Genomic DNA, 22,766 nt, shown 5'->3' with positions numbered 1-22,766 from the left:
TTTCTAAGCTGTAACCAATCCTTTCCTACATCCTATCATATCATATACCAACAAGAAAATATGACAAAAGACCGGGGCGTACCTTTCACGCCCCGGTTCTTGTCGAATAATTTATGCAATTACTGAACGATTAGAGTAGCTACCATTTCTGTGTGTCCTTCACCACAAATAATGCTACAACGAATTGTGTATTCACCAGCTTTTAAATTGGCTGTTGCTTTTCCGTCACCATCAATTTTGATGTCTGTTCCATCTACAGTGATTCCATGGTACCCATCAACATTTTTTAGATCTAGAGTTACTTTACCAGCCGGAACAGTGTATTCTTCCTTATCAAACTCCCAGTTAGATGCTTCTAAAGTTACCGTATTAGCAGGTCCGCTATCTCCACTACCTGCAGCGTCATCATTACCTCCACATGCTGTTGCAACTACCATTACAAATAGAGTTAACATTGCTAATAATGCTTTTTTCATTATAAATTCCTCCAAAGTTTATATTTTTTATATTAAAAATCTGTACTACCAGAGTCTGAAGCCTGGTGAACCAGGTGGGCCATGCTGAATCATATCAAACATTGGTAATGTATAAGCGAATAGAATCAACGCTACCGTAATACCAATCCAAACCTTCCAATTCTCAAGAATCTTTGGTGTTACCTCTGCAGGGTCCCCGACTTCACCAACTGGGAACTCTTCAACGCCTTTTGGTGCAAAGAAGACAAGTTTTACAAAAATATAGATTAGAAGTAGAATCGCAACAAAGAGAATGGTTCCTCCGATTGCCATAGCTACCTGATAAGGAATCCATCCTAATGCATCAGGATGATCTCCATATGTTGTATAAGCCGTACGTCTTGGTGCACCAAATAATCCAACTGTGTGCATGGATCCTGACATAAAGAACATACCGACTAACCAAAGGATTGTTTGAACAATTCCTAGTTTGTTCATCTTAGCTGTAAGTGTCCTTCCAGTAAGATGAGGGACTAACCAGTATGCAATTCCAAAGAACGTTAAGGCAACAGATGTTGCAACGGTTAAATGGAAGTGTCCTGTTACCCAGAGTGTGTTATGAACCACCTGGTTTAATTGGTTACTAGCATTGATTACTCCCCCTGCACCAGCTGGGATGAAAACAAACATACCCATTACAGGTGCAAAGAAACGGACATCTTTCCATGGCAGCATTCTAAACCATCCGAATAATCGTTTCGCTCCTTTTTCACGACCTGCCAACTCAAAGGTTGCAAATAAAGAAAAGGCAGTCATAAGTGAAGGAACGATAACCATAAAGGTTAAAACAACCTGTAGGTATTTCCAGAATGGAGAGATTCCTGATTCTAATAGTTGGTGATGAAACCCTACTGGAATTGAGAATAATAGTAATAGAATAAAAGCTAATCTTGCTAATGAATCACTAAAGATTTTTCCACCTATAATTTTCGGAATGATGACATACCAGCAAATATAAGCAGGTAATAGCCAAAAATAAACCAGTGGATGACCGAAATACCAGAAGAGTGTTCGGCTAACTAAAATATCAATGGTTTCCACCCAGCCGAATGACCAAGGAATAAATTGAATTAAAACGGTTGCAGCTACTCCCAGTGTTGCAATCAACCATAGTAGCATCGTTACAACAGCCATAAAGGCAAATAATGGAGAAAGCTTCCCTTTGTTTTCTTTTTTCCAAACAAAATATTGTCTAAAAATACTAACTCCACTAATCCAGCTCCCAACAATGACTAGCGCTAAGCCAATATAGAACCATGGTGAAGCTTTTAAAGGAGCATAGAATGTATATAGAACTGTTGCTTCATTTAGGAGAATCATTATGGTGGTAATGATCGTTCCTACTGTCATTGTAATGAATCCGATCCACCCTAAACGTCTAGAAGCAGAGTTCATTGCTCCTGTTGTTCTACTTACTCCAGCGAACAGAAAGCCTACGATAAAGTACGTTGTAAAAACAAGAGCGAGTAACACACCATGTGCTGTAAGTAATTGATAGTATCCTATTCCAGCAGGGAGTGTTACCGTTCCACTTCTTACTAATGTTTGAAGCAAACCTGCAACTGCCCCTAAAAACAAGGCTACAAAGGCAACCCATATATGGGCTAAACTTAGTTTGGCATCCAGTCGATTCACGACCGATAAATCGTTTTTCATCTACATCACCTCAATGGTTGTACTCATCGCCTGATGGCCAACCCCACAGTATTCATTACATAAGATTAAAAAGCTACCTGTTTCATCGAATGTGTGTGTTATACGGTTTACATGTCCAGGTGTAATCATCATATTTACGTTTGTCCCAGCAATTTGGAATCCATGGACAACATCTTTACTTGTCACGATAAAATGAACAGTAGCTCCTTTTGGAACTTGAATATTCCCAGGTGAAAATGAGAAAGCTTGAGAAATCATAACCAGCTCATATTCGTTTTTACCAATTTGTTTAAGTCCAGGTTCATTAAATGGTACAGTTTGATCCACTTTTTGCGGATCCAATGTTTCATGATGACTCGGTGGAGCCATTCCCATTGCAAATGCGCTCACTCCGATGATGAGTAGGAAGACAATGAGTGTTCCTCCTCCTAGCATCAACCAGATTTTTTCATATTTGTATAAATGCATGTTTCCATCCTCCTATATTGAATCCCCTTCTATGTCCTACTGAGAAAAAGAAAGAAGACACCTGCCCATGAAAGAACAATAAATCCGCCTAAAAGTAAAACAGAAGCGAAGGTACCTTTTAAGTTTTTTTCTATATCCGACTCCAGTTTTGCTTTCATTTTTTTGGCTTCATTTGTTTTTCTAATTTCTGGATTCACTGCCACTTCCCCCTTTCGTTGTTATCTGCTTTTATTGTAAGGAAGTGTTAGGTTGGTTATCTGTGACATAAATCACTCTGAGGTGGGAATCTGTGTCAATCTGTTGAACACAAGTGGTTGGTGGGAGGGAATTGACAAAATGATAGATAAGAGCTGCTTTTTTTGAACAATGGTTGTTTCTTAAACCTATTGTTCAAGCATCAGTTGATTGGAGTATCTATGGTTATCCTTGGAACGCTTAAATCGGGGCACACATCTATTTATGATAGGGTTTTCCCTCGGCCCAGCTCAAATTCAGAGCATAAAAAAAGAGCTGGAAGAAGTCCAACTCTTTTCATTGCTATATTTTAGACCCAGTGTCATTTAATTCATACACCCTATGGGAATTCGCCTCAATCAGTTTTTGGAGAGATTGACCCGTATGGCTTAAATGATCATTAAAAAAGAAAAATGTCAACTCACTGATCGTTTGATGTAGGTCTTCCCCCCTTTCTCTTGACTCCTGATCCTGGCTGAACAAAACTGGGATATCAGTAAAGGACATGTGGTCGGCACCTTGAACTTTTACAAACTTTTTATACCCAGTTAAACAATGAAACAATGATTCCTGCCCAATGCTATAAGCCTTTGCCACTTTTTCACTCCATACCTCTCTCATTTCATCATAGCTTGCATGTTGCTGTCTAACTAATAAAAATGGAGTTTTAACTTGTTGAGCAAAGGATAATAGGTGTAAGCTTCCATCCAAAATGATCCCTGCCTTAACTCTTGAATCATTTCTAGCAAGCTCAAAAATGGCAGCACCGCCAAGCGAGTGACCAATCACCCCTATTTTTTCTAGGTCGAGTTTCCCTTTTAAATGAGGGTCAGACACATTCCATTCTTGTAAACAATTAAGGGTGAATGATAAATCCTTTACTCTAATATCAACAAGACTTTTTAAAGATTCAAAGTTCCCTTCAGACCTTTCTCGAAAAGCTTCATTTTGCAATACCATTTCCCCATCATTAAAAACAGTGAATAAAGTATCATAGGTTGCCCCAACTGTAACGACCAAGTAACCTTCGTTTACCAATCGCTGAATATTATATTGGAACATATCCCGATCCACTCCAATACCAGGTGAGAAAATAAGTATAGGTAGGGGTAGCGTCAGGAAAATGCGGATTTACAACGCTAAGGAAATTCTCATACTAAAAAGCCAAATTTCTCAACATCAATTGAGAAATTTGGCTTTTTTCGTTGCTCAGTTAAAGCGTCCTTTAGTTGTATAATTAAAATATATATGATGAAAGGAGTAGCCTACTCCTTTTTTGATGGCATTTGTCAGCCACCTTCTATACATGTTGCCGTTGAACTTCCAACAATAGCATTGAGTTCTTGAAGTAGGGAAGTCAATGCATCGGCTTCAACCAATGTAACTAAAGTTTTTTCAGTCAGTGGAATATTGTGTTCTTTAAAAACATCCGTTGTACTTTCCCAAACTTCAGCAATAGCTTTGGGTGACATATTTGATTGTATGACCATTTTGACAACCTCCTTTTAATCAGTTATTTCCCTTTTAATTTTACCCTACTAATACAGCAACTGTAATTCCATGATTATTCCTGTTAATATCCCTATTGAAGCATAACATTGTTTTCAATTATCACACCTGATTGTTGAAGCCCATTTTAGAACCTATTCTTTGATTTTCAATAAGCGTAAACTGTTTAATGTTACAAGTAAAGTTGCTCCCATATCAGCAAATATCGCTATCCATAGTGTTAACCAACCGGGCATGACCAACAGTAATGCCACTAATTTAATCGCCAAAGAGAAGGTAATGTTTTGCTTGATGATTGCTAAAGCCTTACGGCTTAATTTTATTGTATATGGTAATCTACTCAAATCATCAGACATTAATGCGATGTCAGCCGTTTCTAAAGCTGTATCAGTTCCAGCACCACCCATCGCTACACCAACGGTAGATGCTGCAAGTGCTGGAGCATCGTTCACGCCATCTCCGACCATTCCCACACTTTGATGTTTTTCTCGAAGTTCTTTAATGAAATTCAACTTATCCTCTGGAAGTAAATCAGCTCTAATATCAGAAACACCAATTTGTTTTCCAATTGCAGTTGCAGTTCTCTGATTATCACCTGTAAGCATTACTGTTTCTATTCCAATATTATTCAATTTTCCGATAACTTCTTTTGATGTTTCCCTAATTTCATCAGCTACAGCAATTAACGAAAGAATCTCTTTTTTCGTTCCTAGCACCATCACGGTTTTTCCTTGGATCTGCATTTCTGTAATCTTTTGTTTTCTATCACTTTCAATGCTTCCATGTAATTCTTCAAAAAGTGCTGGGCTTCCGACATAATACATTTCGTTATTTACTTTGGCTTTTACACCTTTGCCCGTAATGGATTGGAAGTCTTCAACCATTACATCATTAAAGTCTGATCCATTTTCTTCTGCTTTTCTCATAATTGCTGAAGCAAGTGGATGCTGCGATCCTTTTTCAATGGCTGCTGTTATGGTCATTAATTCATTTTCATTTCCACCATATGTCACAATGTCTGTTACAGCAGGAATCCCTTTTGTTAATGTTCCTGTTTTATCAAAAGCAATCGCTTTTAAGTGTCCTGCTTCTTCTAAATGGATACCACCTTTAATTAAAACACCATTTTTCGCTGCATTTCCTATTGCTGTAACAACAGCAACTGGAGTTGAGACTACTAAGGCACAAGGACAACCAACCACTAATACAGCTAATCCTTGATAAATCCATTGGCTCCAGTCTCCCCCAAATAATGGTGGAACTACCGCAATTAAAAGAGCTAGTATCACAATAGCTGGTGTATAGTATTTAGCAAATTTATCGACAAACGCTTGAGAAGGGGCCCGTTCTGCTTGAGCTTCTTCTACCAAGTGAATGATTTTTGAAAGAGTAGTATCTTCAACTCGTTTTGTTACTTTAACCTCAAGTAACCCTTCTTCATTCAAGGTTCCTGCAAATACTTCATCATCTGTGTTTTTCATTACTGGAACACTTTCACCTGTAATCGCAGCCTGATTTAATGTCGATGTACCTTTAACCACTACTCCATCCATTGCTAACTTTTGACCGGGCTTAACAATCATGATGTCTCCAACTTGAATATCATCAACATGAATCATCATTTCTTCATTGCCTCGTCGAATTAACGCTTCTTTTGGGGCAATATCCATTAAAGATTCAATAGATTGACGTGCTTTATCCATTGAATAACGCTCTAATGCTTCACTAATCGCAAATAGGATAACAACGGTTGCCCCTTCACCCCATTCACCAATGATTGCAGCTCCTATAATGGCAATAGTCATAAGCGTATTCATATCGAAATTTAATCTACTTAGATTTTTGAGACCTTTAATGAATAACGAATATCCACCGATTAAAATGGACGCTGCATAACCAATTGTCGGTAGAACATGCTCCTCACCATACTGTTCTCCTAAGAACCAGCTAACTACAAGTAAAAGGGCTGATATATATACCTTAGCGTTTTCTTTCTGCTTCCAAAAAGGTTCTCGTTCTACCCTTTGTTCTTTTTCATCTCGAATTTTTAAATTTTCAAATGCTCCTGCTTTTTCTAATTCTTCAATGGTTGTCGTCCCTTTAACATAAACTTTGGATGCTCCGAAGTTTACTTTCGCATCCTGAACACCGGGAAGTTCTTTAACATTATTTTCAAAAATGGCTGCACAGTTAGTACAAGTAAATCCTTGAACACGATAGGCTTTCATTTCTTCTTCAGATAGTTTTGCTTTCTCACTAGACATTGCTCTTCACCTCTTTCTTATGTGCTAATGCAATCATCATAATTTGTCTGATATGCTCATCATCTAATGAATAAAATGCCAGTTTGCCTTCTTTTCTAAATTTCACAATCCCCTGTTTATGAAGGGAGCGTAAATGATGAGAAGCATTTGCAACCGTAACACCTATAATATTTGCTATATCACACACACACAGTTCGTCATCTTGACACAAAGCATAGGTAATTTTTGCTCTATTTTCATCTGCAATAGCTTTTAACATTTGGGCAACACTAGAAATATCTACTGTCTGTAAATTACCTTGTATTCGATTGACCTTTTCTTCGTCATAACAATAAATTTGACAAGTATCTTTCTTAATCATATTCTCACCTCAATCTCATTCAAGTGTTTGCTTGAATATAGTATAACCATTTTTAATAATTCATTCAAGTGTTTATTTGAATGAATAAAAAAATTCATAAAAAAAGAATTGGAGTACCCAATTCTAATAACAAAATAACCAAACTGCATAAGACTTTAAGTACATAATTCATAATCTCCTTTAAAACATAGGATAAGGATCTGATTTTCTTTAAAGGGGTTACTTCATAATCTGGCCCTTTAATGGAATAGGACTGAACTATTTGTTCTCTTCCGATAGCTTTCTATATAATGAAGCCCTAGACACATTTGTAATTTCACAAATTTGATTTACAGTCATATTTCCTTCTTTATATAGCTTTACTGCATAATTCATTCCCGCATGATTTTTATGATATTTCTTTATCCGACCTTTAAACTTTCCTTCTTTCTTAGCCAGCTCAATCCCTTCACGTTGACGCATACGGATAAGATCTCTCTCTAACTGATTAACTCCAGCCATTACTGTAATTAAGAATTGGCTGTATGGATTATCTTCTGATAAATCTAACCACGTATCCTTTAGGGACTTTAAACTGGCCTTTTTACTTCGTATTAAATCAATTAATTCAAACAAGTCCTGCGTACTTCGAGTGATTCGAGTTAAATCTGTAACATAAATAATGTCACCTTCCTGTAAATCCTCTAACATTTTTTGAAGTTCCTCACGTTTCTTTGTTGCCCCAGAAACTTTTTCTTCGTATATAATATCCATTCCGATTTCGTTCAGCTGCTGAAATTGCCTTGAAGGGTTTTGGCTAGTCGAACTGACACGTATATAACCGATTTTTCGCAAAATATCACCTCGTTTTTGAGACAAGTCTTATGAGACGCTCTTAACTATGATTTTATCAGTCTACTACACTTGTATCAATAGAGTACACTCTATTGATATATAATTGAACTAATAAATTGAAAAATACAGAAATGGGATGATACTGAATGAAAATTGCGAGAGGTAGAGAATTGCTTACACCGGAACAGAGACAGTCTTTTATGCAAATCCCTGAAGATGAATGGATATTGGGGACCTACTTCACTTTTTCCAAACGTGATTTAGAAATAGTTAATAAGCGAAGGAGGGAAGAAAACCGTTTAGGGTTTGCCGTTCAATTAGCTGTTCTTCGGTATCCCGGTTGGCCATACACTCATATCAAAAGCATCCCAGATTCGGTCATACAATATATATCGAAACAGATTGGTGCTAGTCCATCCTCGCTTGGTCATTATCCTCAAAGGGAAAATACACTTTGGGATCATTTGAAAGAAATTCGAAGTGAATACGACTTTGTAACTTTTACCCTGAGTGAATATCGAATGACATTTAAGTACCTTCATCAATTAGCTTTGGAAAATGGTGATCCCATTCATCTACTGCATGAATGCATAGATTTTCTAAGAAAAAACAAAATTATACTGCCTGCTATCACTACACTTGAAAGAATGGTGTGGGAAGCAAGGGCGATGGCTGAAAAGAAGCTATTTAATACAGTTAGTAAATCTCTTACAAATGAGCAAAAAGAAAAGCTTGAAGAGATTATTACTTCGCAGCATCCATCTGAATCTAATAAAACGATATTGGGTTGGTTAAAGGAACCACCGGGTCATCCTTCACCCGAAACATTTCTAAAAGTAATAGAACGACTCGAATATATACGAGGAATGGAATTGGAAACGGTACAAATTAGTCATTTGCACCGCAACCGCCTGTTGCAGCTGTCTCGCTTAGGTTCAAGATACGAGCCGTATGCATTCCGTGACTTTCAAGAAAATAAACGTTATTCGATATTAACCGTCTATTTATTACAACTTACTCAGGAGCTAACGGATAAAGCGTTTGAAATTCATGATAGGCAAATACTTAGTTTGTTATCAAAAGGTCGTAAGGCTCAAGAGGAAATCCAGAAACAAAATGGTAAAAAGCTAAATGAGAAAGTTATACACTTTACGAACATCGGACAAGCATTAATTAAAGCAAAAGAGGAAAAATTAGATGTTTTTAAGGTTTTAGAATCGGTTATTGAATGGAATACCTTTGTCTCTTCAGTAGAAGAGGCTCAGGAGCTTGCACGTCCTGCCGACTATGATTATTTGGACTTACTGCAAAAACGGTTTTATTCACTAAGAAAATATACGCCAACGCTATTAAGAGTATTGGAATTTCATTCTACAAAAGCAAATGAGCCACTTTTACAGGCTGTTGAGATTATCCGAGGAATGAACGAATCCGGAAAGCGAAAAGTGCCTGACGACTCACCTGTGGATTTTATTTCAAAACGATGGAAAAAGCATTTATACGAGGATGATGGTACAACAATTAATCGTCATTACTATGAAATGGCTGTTTTAACAGAACTTCGGGAGCATGTTCGGGCAGGAGATGTTTCCATTGTGGGCAGCAGACAATATAGGGATTTTGAGGAATATTTGTTTTCGGAAGATACATGGAATCAATCGAAGGGGAATACGAGATTATCAGTTAGTTTATCATTTGAAGATTATATAACAGAGAGAACTAGAAGCCTTAATGAAAGGTTAAAGTGGTTAGCTGCCAATTTCAACAAGCTAGATGGAGTTTCTCTTGAAAAAGGAAAACTGTCACTTGCACGCTTAGAAAAAGATGTTCCAGAAGAAGCAAAAAAATTTAGCGCAAGCCTCTATCAGATACTACCAAGAATAAAATTAACTGATTTACTCATGGATGTGGCTCATATAACAGGATTTCATGAGCAATTCACTCATGCTTCCAATAATCGAAAACCAGATAAGGAAGAAACAATCATTATCATGGCTGCCCTTTTAGGAATGGGTATGAATATTGGCTTGAGCAAGATGGCCGAGGCCACACCCGGACTTACATATAAGCAACTAGCCAATGTATCTCAATGGCGTATGTATGAAGATGCAATGAATAAAGCCCAAGCCATATTAGTAAATTTCCATCATAAATTACAGTTGTCCTCCAATTGGGGCGACGGTACAACATCCTCGTCAGATGGTATGAGAATGCAGCTAGGTGTTTCATCACTTCATGCAGATGCAAACCCACATTACGGGACTGGAAAAGGAGCCACCATCTACCGTTTTACTAGTGATCAATTCTCTTCTTACTACACAAAGATTATTCATACAAATTCAAGGGATGCGATTCATGTTTTGGATGGATTGTTGCACCATGAGACGGATCTAAATATAGAAGAGCATTATACAGACACGGCCGGTTACACAGACCAAATATTCGGACTGACTCATTTATTAGGATTTAAATTTGCTCCTAGAATAAGAGATTTATCAGACTCAAAATTATTTACAATAGATAAAGCAAGTGAATATCCAAAATTAGAAGCCATTTTACGTGGACAAATAAATACAAAGGTCATTAAAGAAAATTATGAGGATGTTTTGCGATTAGCTCATTCTATAAGAGAGGGAACAGTTTCAGCATCCCTTATTATGGGGAAACTAGGTTCCTATTCAAGACAAAACAGCTTGGCTTCGGCCTTACGTGAGATGGGCCGAATAGAAAAAACGATCTTTATTTTGAATTATATATCGGATGAATCATTAAGAAGAAAAATACAAAGAGGATTGAATAAAGGAGAAGCCATGAATGGATTAGCAAGAGCTATTTTCTTCGGAAAACAAGGTGAGCTTAGGGAACGGACTATACAACATCAATTGCAAAGGGCCAGTGCCTTAAACATAATCATTAATGCCATCAGTATATGGAATACCTTACACCTAACAAAAGCAGTTGAATATCAAAAACAGGCTAGTAGTTTTAATGAAGAATTATTGCACCATATGTCGCCTCTAGGTTGGGAACATATTAATTTGCTAGGAGAATACCATTTTAATTCCGAGAAAATGGTCTCGTTAGATTCTTTAAGACCATTGAAATTTTCTTAACGTTGTTAAAAATGGGGGAATCGTCTCGAAAATGTGCTTAGCGTTGTAAATCCGCATTTTCCTGACGCTACCCCAGGTAATGGTGGTGTTCTTTCTGATATTGGAGCATTATTAAAAGAAGATAGACTTAAGTGTTTAAGGTGTTTCACATCTGCTCCCATTTCAGCTAGAATGCTAGCTGCTTCCTCTGCTTTTGGTGTGAACAAATCTAAATAAGTTGGAATTTGATTCGTTTCCCAATTATCCTCTACCTGGTAGTAAACGCTCACCATTATTCTTCGATGTTCTATTCCATCACCTAGTTCATCACTTCTCTCTGAATCTAATAATTGCCTAACCATCCTGCCGATTTTCATTTTGAAATCATCCTTTACTTGTCTCTATCATTCTAATTTCTACTTCCATATTTGATCCAATTTATCCGCGTAAAATCGAATAGCTTGTTCATATCTTTTAATGTCAGGATTTGCAGTAAGGTCTATCAACTTAGTCAATAAAATCTCCATTGCCTTTTTGCTTTCTCCTAAATTATAAAGAGTCATAGCATAAAAAATAGCAAACTCTTGTGCATCTGGATACTCAAGTAAGCCCTGCTCTAAAATGGTTTTAGACTCAGTGTATAGACCTAATGTCCGGTAAGTGCTCCCCAGGCCAAGTAAAGCCCCTCTTCGCTCCGCAGCATTCAATCCGTGTTCTATTGCATGAATATAGTAAGGAATAGCTTCACTTTCAAGCCCCATGTTGTCATGAACCCATGCACACTGGTAAGAAACATTTGGGTCTTCCGGGTATTGATTGTGTAGACTTAGTAAAATGTCACGTGCTTCCTCAAACTTCTTCTCTTCTCTCAATGAAATTGCTCTTTCAAGTAGTTCCATTTCCCTACTCCTCTCCACGTTTATTCGACAAATTTTGACAGTGAAAGGCATTTGTCGAAATTCCAAAAATGCACTCTCGCATAGATTCGACAAAATTCATACCGTGTCGAATCTGTCGAATTTTTGTGTCGTTCTAATTCGACAAACTTCGTAGTGTGACAAACACATGTCGAATCCTACCTCCATTGCTCCATATTCCAAACTTGTGTGATCCAGTTTTTGTAGAATTCTGGCTCATGTGAAACGAGGATGACGGTTCCTTCATACTTTTTCAGTGCATCTTTAAGTGATTCTTTCGCTTGAATGTCTAAGTGGTTCGTTGGTTCGTCCAAGATTAACCAGTTACTTTTTTCTAGAATCAACTTACATAATCTTACCCGCGTTTGCTCTCCACCACTTAGTGAATGAAGAGGTTGAAAAATATGCTCAGATCTTAACCCCGCGCGCGCCAGAGCTTGACGAACCTCTTTTTGAGTCATATCTTCATGCAGCCCCCAAATATACTCAAGTGGAGTTCGTGCTGAGTTCATTTCCCATTCCTGTGCAAAATAAGCAGGCTTTACATACTGACCAAAGGAAATCTCTCCACCTAAAGGTCTCAACTCACCCATAATGGTCTTTAAAGTCGTTGACTTACCAATTCCGTTATGCCCAGTAATTGCTACCTTTTCACCCCTCTTTAAGGAGAAAGACATCGGTGGTAATAATGAGTAATCATAACCCACCTGTAACTCACTAACCTCAACAATTAAGCTACCGGGTCTGTTAGAAACTTGAAATGAAAATCTAGGCTTCGGTAATGGTTTCGGCTTTTCAATCTTATCTATTTTAGCCAGCTTCTTTTCACGTGCTTTTGCTTGTTTGGATGTAGATGCTCGCACCTTGTTCTTGCTAATATACGTCTCCAACTTTTCAATTTCAGCTTGTTGTCGATCGTAAGCTAGATGAATCTGTTGTTTTCTTTGTTCATACGTTTCCATAAATTTTTGATAATTTCCGATATAGCGAGTTAAATTCTTATGCTCCAAGTGGTAAATCACATTGACTACTTCGTTCATAAATGACGTATCATGTGAAATTAAAATAAATGAGTTTGGATAGTTCCTTAAATAATCCTTCAGCCATTCAATGTGTTCGTAATCTAAATAGTTGGTTGGTTCATCCAATAGCAACACATGAGGTTTCTCGAGTAAGAGCTTTGCCAACAATAGCTTCGTTCTTTGTCCCCCGCTTAATTGTCCAACATCCGAATCCAAGCCTAAGGCTGAAATCCCTAAACCATTTGAAATCTCTTCAATAGTTGGGTCTACCATATAGAAATCGTGTTGGTCTAGAAGCTCTTGTAGCTTCGAAAACCGAGTAAGCACTTTCTCTAGCTCATCAGGATTACAATCCCCCATTCGATTCGATAACTCCATCATCTCTCGTTCAGCCTGATATAAAAACTGAAATGCACTTCTTAAATAATCTCGAATAGATAAGCCATCCTTTAAATCAACCTGTTGCTCAAGGAAGCCAACCTGAATATTAGGTAGCCAGTTAACCGATCCGGCATCAGGCAAAAGATGTCCTGATAATATATTCAACAAAGTAGATTTTCCAGCCCCATTTGGCCCAACTAATCCTACACGTTCATTCGGTAGTAATCGAAAATCTACATCTTTAAGTACTAATTTATCCCCGTAGTAGTGGGTAATTTTTTCAACATTTACAATGCTCATTATTGGTCTCTCCTTTATCGTTGGTAACTGACCAATCGTAAAACCTGAAGGACACCCCCCAATGCTTTAGGAGATACTTCCTTATATAAATTTCCATACAAAAAAGGCAGGATGCAAACACACCCTACCTTTGTTACAGACTGGGAATATGAAAACAGGAGGAGCAGCTATGAGCATACACCTATCTTTCTCCATATTCCTAATATATCATGAGGAAAGGGTCTGAATTGTCCGTTGTTTTACGATTGGTTTTGCTAAAAATGGGCAGACTTATCCCGTCTTAAGCTAAAACCATTTGAAAAACAACAGACATACTCATCGGACTCTTTTCCTCCCTTAATGTTAAAAATTAGTAATCCATAAACATATTACAACAAAATCCTATTTCTGTAAATACACCAACCCCAAAATGGGCCATTCATTAAGCACTCTTTGACTCCACTACGACAAATTTCTTTTTCTGAATATAAATCAAACGCGCCGATAAACAGAGTCCAGCTGCCAATAATCCAACCGTCAAACCAACCCAGTAGCCCCTTGCCCCAAAGCTTGTATAATGAGCTAATACATAACCAACCGGGAGACAAATGAACCAATAAGCAATCAGTGTAATGATGAAGGAAATGTTCACATCTTTGTAACCTCTTAATGCTGCTTGGGCTGTGGCCTGTATGGCATCTGACATCTGGAAAAATAGAGCATAAATTAGGAAATGAGCAGTTAGCGAAATGACTGCTGTCTCATTTGAGTAAAGACCTGCAACCTCATAACGGAACAAGACCACAAGTAAGCCAGTCAATAATGCAATTATGATAGACAAATAGATTCCAAGCCAGCTATATGCCTTTGCATCCTTATATCGGCCAGCTCCTACCTCATACCCTACAAGAACTGTTTGTGCCATCGAGATACTGATTGGGATCATATATAAGAAAGAAACAATATTTAGCGCGGACTGATAAGCAGCAATCGTCGTTATGTTAAATTTACTAATTAAAATTGTTACGACCGCAAACATGCTCGTTTCAAAAAAGATAGATAATCCCATCGGTACCCCGATTTTCAGGATTTCTTTACATTTCTCCATTGAAAACTCAATTCCATCGGAAAATACCTTGAATCCAGAGAAAGGTTCTTGTTTTACAATAATGAACGCTGTCATCGCTAAAATAAACCAGTAGGTAATAGCCGTTGCATATCCCCCTCCTGCTCCTCCTAATTCAGGAAATCCAAAACGACCAAATATCAAAACATAGTTAAAGATAAAGTTAATGGGTAATGCTGCAATTAAGATGACCATAACCACTCTCGTTTTACCCAATGCATATATAAAGGATCTTAATACGTTAAAAACAAACAACGGAATAATACCAAAACTTAGCCCTATTAAATATTCACGGGCCGTACTCTCCACTTCTCCAGGTAAATTCATGAAAGCTAGTATTGGATTAAGCAAGAAAAATCCAGCAACAATAACAATTGTTGCGATGATGACCGAGAGATATATTCCGTTTTTTACAACAGACCGCACTTCCTCTCCTTTTTTCTCACCAAAATGTTGAGCAGCAATCGGAGAAACAGCTAGCAATATTCCACTCAAGCCTGTAAATACCGGATTCCAAATGGAGGAACCAATAGCTACAGCAGCTAAATCACTAGAGTCATATTTTCCAGACATAATCGTGTTAAAAAACACCATTGAAAACATGCCCAGCTGAGTGATTAATATCGGTACTAATAAAACAAATATTAGTTTCATTTTTTCATAAAGTGTGTAGGTTTGTTTCATTGATATCACCACTCCTTTCTGTTAACACGCAAAAAAAAGGACGCCCTCCACAAATAGGCGCTATTCTTAAAATCGGTATTGATTTTAATCATATAATTCCTTGCTCCGTTTATATTTATTTAGAGCCTCTAACAATATTACTAGAACTTCTATTACACGACAAGTGAAAAACTGATTAAAAGCAGGGGGCAACAACAAGTGCAGTCCTCGAATGTGCCTCGATTATTTTTAAAATTAGATTACCGCTTCACTGGCTCTACCAACTGCAAAAGCTCTCCATTCGGCCCATTGAAGAATATGTTTCGAGATCCATCAATTGAGACATTCACTTTTTCAGAATTAAACTTTATTCCTTTATCCTTGTAATAATTAACCGCATCTTCTAAGTTCTCGACTGTAAATGCCAAATGATTCACAATTCCCGAACCAGAATACTGGCCATCCTGTGGTTCTAAATCTCTAATTAACTCAATTTCAACATCATCATTATTCGAATGTCTAAGAAAAGCTAACTCTCTTTTCGCAGTATCCCCTCTTGCTCGAAGAAAAAAATCAAATACTTCCTGATAAAAATCAATAGCCTTGTCCATATCTTTCACGATAATAGCAACATGCTCAATCTTAGATATTTTCATATTTTGTCTCCACCCTTTTGGTATACATCATTTCGATTATAACCTAATTTAAATGCCCCTGGCGAAAAAGGGATTGGAAGCCTCCCTTCTTCTTGATATGGTAAAAATAGGCCATTTTTTTGAAATAAATATGTAATAATAGAAAACTATTTACGTCTATAAATGTGAGAAATAATTCCCGGGGGCTTTGACATGTCAAATAAAGAAATTATTTCACAATGGTTTCATGAATACAGCAACGATGTTTACAGTTTTTTAGTTTATTATACAGGCTCAACTGATGTGGAGGACCTGGTACAGGAAGTGTTTATAAAGGCACTAAAGGGACTATCCACCTTTAAAAAGGAAGCTCAACCTAAAACTTGGCTTATTCGCATAGCGCGAAATGTTGCCATCGACGAAAGTCGGAAGAGAAAAAGTAGAGCTCATCATTATTCTGTTCCAATCCATGAATGGCAAGAACAGGGACATGAGCTAACACCTGAGCTTATGGTGGACCAACAAGAAACGAAAGCAACTCTATACCAAATGATTCAGTCATTAAAAAGTAATGATCGGGATGTTCTCATCTTAAGAGGAATCAAACAATTGTCTGTTGCGGAAACGGCCACCATTTTAAAATGGACAGAAAGCAAAGTTCGGTCGACTTATCACCGTGCGCTTCAAAAACTCCGCAAGCTGCAAGGAGGTATACAATAATGAACAAAAACGACGATTTCAAGGACTTAGAACAAGAAATGAAGTCTTTCCCAAAACTACAATTAGACAAATCCAAGCAGCAGCAAATCCATCAAAACATTATGGATGTGGCCGACAAATTAGAACAAAAACAAAAAAGAGGGGATATTATGAGTAAAATTTTTGTCGGGCTCTCAAGTGTAGCTGTACTCGTTTTGGGCATTGGCTTAGCATTTAGTTTTACAGGTAACAATGAGCCTAAACAAAATGTAACAGACCCTGGCTCTGAAGAAGTTGTGCCTGATCCGAATGATCAAGAAAAGCTTCCAGAAGAAGAACCTGAACAAGAAGAACCAGACGATGAGGGTGAAGACCAAGAAGAAGTAACCGTAACGGATGTATACAGTGAATATGAAGAAGTATTAACTGGTGATTTGATTAAGGTTGAAGGGTTCATTACCAATGATGAAGGAATAACAACCACTTATGTTTCCTTAGATCCAAATACGTTAAGACAATTTATTGACGGATTGAAAGTAACAAAGATCAAACCAACGGATGAAGTGGGTGATAGCTATGGTTACCGAACCATTAAATTGTATGACCAATATGATATCCTTCCTAATGACGGAATTGAAGATTATGATAATAGAAATGTTTTAAGTTTGTACTTTGACGACAAAGGCAATGTTGAAATCAACAAAGAATATTATGTTATACAAGAATCTGGTTTAGATAAATTCACTGACCAATTTTTTATTGAAGAAAATATTTATCACGTCAATAAAAATGATAAACCAGGCCAGTTGTATGAAAGTTCACGTTGGATTGTAGAATATCTAAAAGATCGTGACTTTGAGAAGATAGCAGAATATGTACATCCAACAAAAGGCCTTTTGTTTTCCCCTTACATTTATATACAGGAGGATGCTCAAGTGTTTAGTGCCGAAGAGGTTGTAACCCTTCTAGAGGATCCAACCGTATATCAATGGGGATTCCAAGATGGGAGTGGTTTTCCTATTGAAATGACAGCTAGTGAATACTTTGAAATATATGTTTTCAACAAAGATTACACGAATTCAAACCAATTCCGGATTGACGAAATGGTCTCACGTGGAAATTCGATCAATAATATAAAAGAGGTATTTCCAGATTCCTTTGTTGTCGAATTTTTTGTAAAAGGAACAGAACATTACGGTGACATGGATTGGGGTAGTTTAAATCTAGTCTATGAAATGGACAATGATGGTGTCCTAAGACTGGTAGCAATTGTTCATGACCAATGGACCATTTAAGTTGATATAAAGCTGGCTCCAGGAGAGTCAGCTTTTTTTGTTAGTAGGTAGCTTTTTGCTGGCATTTCCAAAACGGACATTACTTCTCTCGTCTAGTTCCCCTTTCTCAGCTAACTTTTCCAAAACTGGCACTACTCCCTTCTTCTAGTTCCCTTTTCCCGACTGACCTCACTAAAACGGGCACTACTTCTCCTTTCCCGAAACAAAAAAGGTTTACAACCCTACTTTTTGTACATTCTAAATAAAGTAGGAAAATTACGTGGAGGTTTTTAAAATGAAGGAATTCAAGGTTACCTTTCATAAAGAAGATGCTGTCGATGCAATGAATGTGAAAGTTCTAGAGGAAGAAGATTTTCATAAAGTAACCGAAGGTGGTACGCGTCATTTGTTTGAGCTAGATACCAACATTGGGTTCTTTGTCTTTTTTGATGGGGCAGATGCTGAGGGCAATCTACATTATCTCACCTTATTATACGAAGAAGAACAAGAAGATCCGAGTTATTGTTTCTCCTTTGAGCTAAAAGATTTTTATGAGTTTATGGCATTGTACTTGAATGACCTCGAATTTCAAGAGGAAGAACCGGAGAACGAAGAGGAACAAGATTACGGGCCTATTCACCATCTCGGTCACTTACTTTATCACATTGTTGAAGATGCCAAGAATTCATAATAAAATAAGGGGCTTCTAAAGAGAAGTCCCTTTTATTTGTTGGAGGTAGTAAAAGGTATGAATTGTTGTGAATTATGTGGTAGATGTAATGTAGAAACAACCGTCCACCATTTAACTCCAAGAGAAATGGGTGGTTCTTTTAAACCTACTGCCCTGTTATGCATCCCTTGTCATAAACAAATTCATGCTCTTTATACAAATGAAGAACTGGCCACTAGATTAGATACCATCTCGGCTTTAAAAAGTGATGAAAAAATCCATTCATTTATTAAATGGATTCGCAAACAGCCGGCTACTAAGTTAGTGCAGACGAGAAAGTCTAATGAACGGAAAAGGCGTCGGTGACCACCTTCAAACAAGCATTTCCTCCAAATACTTTAAGATAAGCTTTTCAACAAAAACAGGAGCATCTTTTTCTTCTATTTCAGCGATTTCACTAAGAGTGTGCCCATTTTTCATCGCAAAATCAACAAGCTCCCACCCTGCAAAATAAGCCTCTCGATCAATCCCTGTTGTTCCTTCCCCCATTGTAAATCGATAGACTGCATCTGAATCCGATTCACTTAAATGATTAAAAATTCCTTCGATAATAGAACGCTTTTTACTATAACATTGCTGTAACCAATTAGGTTTGTGTTCGATATACTCCTTAACCGGTCGACCAGGAACTAACAATTGGCTTACATGTATGGCTAAGCCCTCCATCAATATAGTCGAAGCAATATTTCTTTCCCAGTTAGGAGTATGATTTGCTTTTTTTGCGTGAACAATGTGAGTTAACTCATGAGCCAAAATGATGTCAACATCATCCTCTTCAATGGGAAGACAGACAAAAATTTGCCCTCCTTCACCAGGTGCAACAAACGCGTTTCTCTCTAAACCTCCCACATAGTATAAAACTCCAAGACTAATAGAATCCGTGTACCCTAACGTTTCTTTAACTTCAATTAAAACATTTTGGATTTCTTCCACCTTAGGATCCCAGTTTTTTATCCTCTCAATGATAGATGGATACTTTGGCCATGCTTCTTCTAAAAGTTTTCTAGCAATCGCTCTCCCTTGTTCTCCTGGAGGAACAGCAGCAAAGCCATAATGTTTATTCCAGAGCTCCCATCTTCTTTCGCTATCTGCATTTTCTTTTATAGCTGTCTCATAAAACGTAAGAAATTTGTCCGCATAATTCACAATTTTTATTTGATCCATATAAATTCCTCCATGTTCCTATTCATTCAATTTTTGAAGCAGTATTCCCACAATGATAAACAGAATAGAAATCGTAAAAAAGATGGTCATGAAATAACCAAAGTAGCGTAACCCCTTCGGAAGTTTACTCATGTCAGTATTCTGAATTGAAATGCCCTCTACTTTATGTAAATGGTCCATGGCATCATTAAACGGTTTTGGATCTTCTTCGAACTTTTTCAAGTGAATCCACCCTTCCTACATGCCTTCTTCCCTATTTTACCATTTCTACATACACATCTAGATTTCCTATAGGCAAACACACATTTTTTTATTCGACATAAACTAATTCAAAATATTGATAACTAGGAGGTAAGGGAGTAATGGAGAAGAATCCCATTAAAAGTCGACCGCCAGACTCATCAAGAAGGAAATGGAGCACTTTTGAGGTCATTGGTATTTTATTAGTGTTTCTTTCGTTAGCACTCCTATTATTTGCACCCAACTCACTTTCACAGCTATTCGACACAATGATTAAAGAAGTAAAGCCGATTGTAGTAGATACTTTTTTAACCAGTGAGGTTGGAATTGCGATCATTGTTAGTGTGATTGTTGGAAGAATACTAGAACGATTTGGTTTTACTGATGGATTGATTCGATTATTTGTTCCTATTATGAAGTGGTTTAAAATAAACCCTTCAGTGATCATACCGAGTGTTTACAATATTCTAGGTGATATCAATGCTGCAGGTAAAATTGCCGGCCCTATCTTAGTTAAGGCAAATGCTACAAAGGCGGAACAAAAAATATCGGTTGCTACGATGATTCAATCACCTCAATCTTTTGCAACCTTTGTGCTTGGACTCATTGCTTTAGCAGCCTTCGGAATTAACGCCTTTCCACTAGTGATACTTTCAATCTTTGTTCCGATTATTCTCGTACCATGGTTGCTATCCAAGACCATATATCGAGATACCCAAAAAGTTGAATTGGAAGCACTACCACGGTTTACTCCAAAAACAAGAATATTAGACACCATTTTTAGTTCTGCAAAAGAAGGTGTAGAATTACTCTTTTTAACTATTATTCCTGCTGTTGCAGTTGTGTTTTTCTTTATCGGAATGTTTAAATTTATTGGTATCTGGGCTCCAATTGAAGCTGGAATGGCCTCTGTTTTAACATTTTTAAGTATTGAACCAAGTACAGGAATAGTCTCCGTCCTTGCAGCCCCTACTTTGGCTGTAGCTCAATTAGCTGAGCTCGCATCTAACATTCCACCTAGTTTAATTGTAGGATCGTTTGTACTGGCTAACTCTGGACTGCCACTTTCTGTTATCTTTGGTCAAGTACCTGTAACGTGGGCTCAAAGTTCTGGGTTAAATGAAAAAGAAGTTTTGGAGGCAGCTATTGTTGGTATGATTATTCGAATTATTACTGCTTGTTTACTTGGCTATTTCTTAACTCCATTACTGGTGGTGTAAAATATGTGTGATCGCTTTATCATTAGAGGTAAACGTCTAGTGACGGTTAGTGAATTAGGCACGATAGAAGACGGAGCTATGGTGATTGAGGATCATTTAATTCGTGATATTGGTCCATGGGCAAGTTTAAAACAGAAATATCTTGAGTTACCTGTAGTGGATTACTCGGACATGGTCATTACGCCATCTTTGGTTGATTGTCATACTCATTTACTTGAGTTTGCACCTTCGTCCCTCTATCCCGTAACACAAGAAACACATTTTCAGGCAGCGCAATCTATACTTTTCACAGCTCTTTCTTCAGGAATTACAGCATTAGGTGAGCAAATCTGTGGCCATCCCTTATGTGATTTTTCTTTAGAGGATTATAAAATATCCTCCTCTGACTTTCCAATCGATATTAGTTTTGCCACAACAAGCATTTCAATTGGGTTTGAAGACTTAGCCCACTTTTCTTCAGTTACCAAGTCCCAAAAATTAAAGAAAAAGGACTTAGTCGATCCATTAGTAGTAAAGAATCTAGCAATGGAAAGTGAGTATCCTGGAGAAAATATCTTTATCAATGCAACTCCGGCTAACTTTTCAGTCACCGAAGTCCCTAGAGCTGGTGAAATTATCTACTCCCTTCAAGAGCTACAACAAATCGTATCCATTTACCATGAGGTCAATAAAGAAATAGGTGCACATGTAGCTGGTGAAGAAGGAATTGCTCTAGCACTTGAAGCAGAGATTGATGTATTACACCATTCCCATGGAATAACAGATATCCAATTGCAAAAAGTAGCTCAACAAAAAACTAAAATAGTTGCTACTCCAATGGGTGGGACTCATATTAAACCAAATTCTCCTGAAGAGATTCTTAAAATGATGCAGTTAAATATTCCCGTTTCAATTGCTACAGACGCTTATTTACCTCCCTACCCAAATGTGCCATGGCTTCACTTTACGGACCAACACCTTAAAGGTCCTGAAACCCTTATGTTGGTTGCTAAACCAGCCATGGAGTTATTACACCAGAATGGATATAACGATAATCAATGCCTAGCTCTAATAACCAATAATCCCTCCAACATTCTTGGTAAAGGGAATCTTTTTGGTAGATTAGAACATGGTCTTCAGGCAAACTTTTTGGTAGCAACAGGGCTTCCGGGCTTGGAAATTACAGATCCTGAGCAAATCAAACATGTCTATTTTCATGGACAAAAAGTAATAGAGCGCAAAAGTTAGCTCAAAAGATAGGTTTGACACCCTTCTCTATCCATGATAAAAATAAATAACAAATTAATTGAATTTTTATAATGCTTTGAAGGAAACAAAGTAGCTATTCTATTCTTGTTCATAGAGAGCCGGTGGTTGCTGTAAACCGGTACAGGGCAAATAGTGAATTTCATTTCTGGAGCTTCTCTTCATTGAGACGGTGAAGACCGTTATACTTTTTGAGTGATGAGATGAAGTCTCATAACTAGGGTGGTACCGCGAATAG

23 protein-coding genes and 1 other annotated feature (1 of these 24 running past the window's edge) are annotated in these 22,766 nt (G+C 37.5%); of the genes, 7 read left to right on the top strand and 16 right to left on the bottom strand.

The features are described 5' to 3' along the window. Window positions 1-119: 119 nt before the first annotated feature. The 9 genes from ABDZ91_RS10610 to ABDZ91_RS10570 all read right to left on the bottom strand — a co-directional run bounded on the left by ABDZ91_RS10610 (window position 120) and on the right by ABDZ91_RS10570 (window position 7,841). Complete coding sequence (locus ABDZ91_RS10610; protein WP_343798785.1) at window positions 120-476, bottom strand: cupredoxin domain-containing protein; 357 nt, start codon at window positions 474-476, stop codon at window positions 120-122. 45 nt (window positions 477-521) lie between these two features. Further along, window positions 522-2,171: a b(o/a)3-type cytochrome-c oxidase subunit 1 gene (locus ABDZ91_RS10605; protein WP_343798782.1), complete on the bottom strand. Its 1,650-nt coding sequence runs from the start codon at window positions 2,169-2,171 to the stop codon at window positions 522-524. Beyond that, on the bottom strand, window positions 2,172-2,639 hold the full coding sequence (locus ABDZ91_RS10600; RefSeq protein ID WP_343798779.1) for a cytochrome c oxidase subunit II: 468 nt from the start codon (window positions 2,637-2,639) through the stop codon (window positions 2,172-2,174). A 29-nt stretch (window positions 2,640-2,668) separates the two neighbouring features. Further along, entirely contained in the window at window positions 2,669-2,836 is a 168-nt protein-coding gene (locus ABDZ91_RS10595) for a cytochrome c oxidase subunit 2A (protein WP_343798777.1), read from the bottom strand. Window positions 2,837-3,176: 340 nt separating this feature from the next. Continuing rightward, on the bottom strand, window positions 3,177-3,935 hold the full coding sequence (locus ABDZ91_RS10590) for an alpha/beta hydrolase family protein (RefSeq protein WP_343798775.1): 759 nt from the start codon (window positions 3,933-3,935) through the stop codon (window positions 3,177-3,179). 227 nt (window positions 3,936-4,162) lie between these two features. Next, a complete protein-coding gene (locus ABDZ91_RS10585; protein ID WP_040037814.1) occupies window positions 4,163-4,363 on the bottom strand; it encodes a hypothetical protein in 201 nt (66 codons plus the stop codon). A 153-nt stretch (window positions 4,364-4,516) separates the two neighbouring features. Then, a complete protein-coding gene (locus tag ABDZ91_RS10580) occupies window positions 4,517-6,646 on the bottom strand; it encodes a heavy metal translocating P-type ATPase (RefSeq protein WP_041098637.1) in 2,130 nt (709 codons plus the stop codon). Further along, window positions 6,639-7,007, bottom strand: a complete 369-nt coding sequence (locus ABDZ91_RS10575; protein WP_040037816.1) for an ArsR/SmtB family transcription factor — start codon at window positions 7,005-7,007, stop codon at window positions 6,639-6,641. The genes ABDZ91_RS10580 and ABDZ91_RS10575 overlap by 8 nt, the downstream gene beginning before the upstream one ends. 258 nt (window positions 7,008-7,265) lie before the next feature. Beyond that, window positions 7,266-7,841, bottom strand: coding sequence for a recombinase family protein (locus tag ABDZ91_RS10570; RefSeq protein WP_040037817.1), 576 nt, complete (start codon window positions 7,839-7,841; stop codon window positions 7,266-7,268). Window positions 7,842-7,987: 146 nt separating this feature from the next. Here ABDZ91_RS10570 and ABDZ91_RS10565 point away from each other — a divergent pair, with 146 nt between their 5' ends. Further along, a complete protein-coding gene (locus ABDZ91_RS10565; RefSeq protein WP_071318957.1) occupies window positions 7,988-10,954 on the top strand; it encodes a Tn3 family transposase in 2,967 nt (988 codons plus the stop codon). Window positions 10,955-10,959: 5 nt separating this feature from the next. Here the strand turns inward: ABDZ91_RS10565 and ABDZ91_RS10560 are convergent, their stop codons facing one another. From ABDZ91_RS10560 to ABDZ91_RS10540, 5 genes are all read right to left on the bottom strand, one after another. Beyond that, complete coding sequence (locus tag ABDZ91_RS10560) at window positions 10,960-11,310, bottom strand: hypothetical protein (protein ID WP_343798766.1); 351 nt, start codon at window positions 11,308-11,310, stop codon at window positions 10,960-10,962. A gap of 39 nt (window positions 11,311-11,349) precedes the next feature. Further along, window positions 11,350-11,832: a tetratricopeptide repeat protein gene (locus ABDZ91_RS10555; protein WP_343798764.1), complete on the bottom strand. Its 483-nt coding sequence runs from the start codon at window positions 11,830-11,832 to the stop codon at window positions 11,350-11,352. 176 nt (window positions 11,833-12,008) lie between these two features. After that, a complete protein-coding gene (locus ABDZ91_RS10550) occupies window positions 12,009-13,553 on the bottom strand; it encodes an ABC-F family ATP-binding cassette domain-containing protein (RefSeq protein WP_343798763.1) in 1,545 nt (514 codons plus the stop codon). Window positions 13,554-13,974: 421 nt separating this feature from the next. Then, on the bottom strand, window positions 13,975-15,342 hold the full coding sequence (locus tag ABDZ91_RS10545; protein WP_343798761.1) for an MATE family efflux transporter: 1,368 nt from the start codon (window positions 15,340-15,342) through the stop codon (window positions 13,975-13,977). A gap of 239 nt (window positions 15,343-15,581) precedes the next feature. Further along, window positions 15,582-15,977 carry a VOC family protein gene (locus ABDZ91_RS10540; protein ID WP_343798760.1) on the bottom strand — a complete coding sequence of 132 codons (396 nt, stop codon included), beginning with the start codon at window positions 15,975-15,977 and terminating at the stop codon, window positions 15,582-15,584. Window positions 15,978-16,169: 192 nt separating this feature from the next. Here ABDZ91_RS10540 and ABDZ91_RS10535 point away from each other — a divergent pair, with 192 nt between their 5' ends. The 4 genes from ABDZ91_RS10535 (at window position 16,170) to ABDZ91_RS10520 (ending at window position 18,965) form a co-directional block, all read left to right on the top strand. Next, window positions 16,170-16,676, top strand: a complete 507-nt coding sequence (locus tag ABDZ91_RS10535; RefSeq protein ID WP_343798758.1) for an RNA polymerase sigma factor — start codon at window positions 16,170-16,172, stop codon at window positions 16,674-16,676. Beyond that, a complete protein-coding gene (locus ABDZ91_RS10530; RefSeq protein ID WP_343798756.1) occupies window positions 16,676-17,950 on the top strand; it encodes a hypothetical protein in 1,275 nt (424 codons plus the stop codon). Before ABDZ91_RS10535 ends, ABDZ91_RS10530 begins: the two co-directional genes overlap by 1 nt. A 274-nt stretch (window positions 17,951-18,224) precedes the next feature. Continuing rightward, window positions 18,225-18,620, top strand: coding sequence for a cytosolic protein (locus ABDZ91_RS10525; protein WP_343798755.1), 396 nt, complete (start codon window positions 18,225-18,227; stop codon window positions 18,618-18,620). A 57-nt stretch (window positions 18,621-18,677) separates the two neighbouring features. Further along, window positions 18,678-18,965, top strand: a complete 288-nt coding sequence (locus ABDZ91_RS10520; protein WP_343798753.1) for an HNH endonuclease — start codon at window positions 18,678-18,680, stop codon at window positions 18,963-18,965. 6 nt (window positions 18,966-18,971) lie between these two features. Here ABDZ91_RS10520 and ABDZ91_RS10515 read toward each other — a convergent pair whose 3' ends face one another. Then, window positions 18,972-19,823 carry a DUF2268 domain-containing putative Zn-dependent protease gene (locus ABDZ91_RS10515; protein WP_343798751.1) on the bottom strand — a complete coding sequence of 284 codons (852 nt, stop codon included), beginning with the start codon at window positions 19,821-19,823 and terminating at the stop codon, window positions 18,972-18,974. Window positions 19,824-19,841: 18 nt separating this feature from the next. After that, window positions 19,842-20,045, bottom strand: a complete 204-nt coding sequence (locus ABDZ91_RS10510) for a hypothetical protein (protein WP_343798749.1) — start codon at window positions 20,043-20,045, stop codon at window positions 19,842-19,844. Between the two features lie 140 nt (window positions 20,046-20,185). Here ABDZ91_RS10510 and ABDZ91_RS10505 point away from each other — a divergent pair, with 140 nt between their 5' ends. Both ABDZ91_RS10505 and ABDZ91_RS10500 read left to right on the top strand, forming a co-directional pair. After that, window positions 20,186-21,283, top strand: coding sequence for a hypothetical protein (locus ABDZ91_RS10505; RefSeq protein ID WP_343798747.1), 1,098 nt, complete (start codon window positions 20,186-20,188; stop codon window positions 21,281-21,283). A gap of 3 nt (window positions 21,284-21,286) precedes the next feature. Continuing rightward, window positions 21,287-22,510: an amidohydrolase family protein gene (locus ABDZ91_RS10500; protein ID WP_343798746.1), complete on the top strand. Its 1,224-nt coding sequence runs from the start codon at window positions 21,287-21,289 to the stop codon at window positions 22,508-22,510. A 67-nt stretch (window positions 22,511-22,577) separates the two neighbouring features. Beyond that, window positions 22,578-22,766 (top strand) — a binding site (T-box leader); it runs 15 nt beyond the window's last position.

Source organism: Bacillus carboniphilus, assembly GCF_039522365.1.
GTDB classification, from domain to species: domain Bacteria; phylum Bacillota; class Bacilli; order Bacillales; family JC228; genus Bacillus_BF; species Bacillus_BF carboniphilus.
This window is presented reverse-complemented; position numbering and strand designations above follow the sequence as displayed.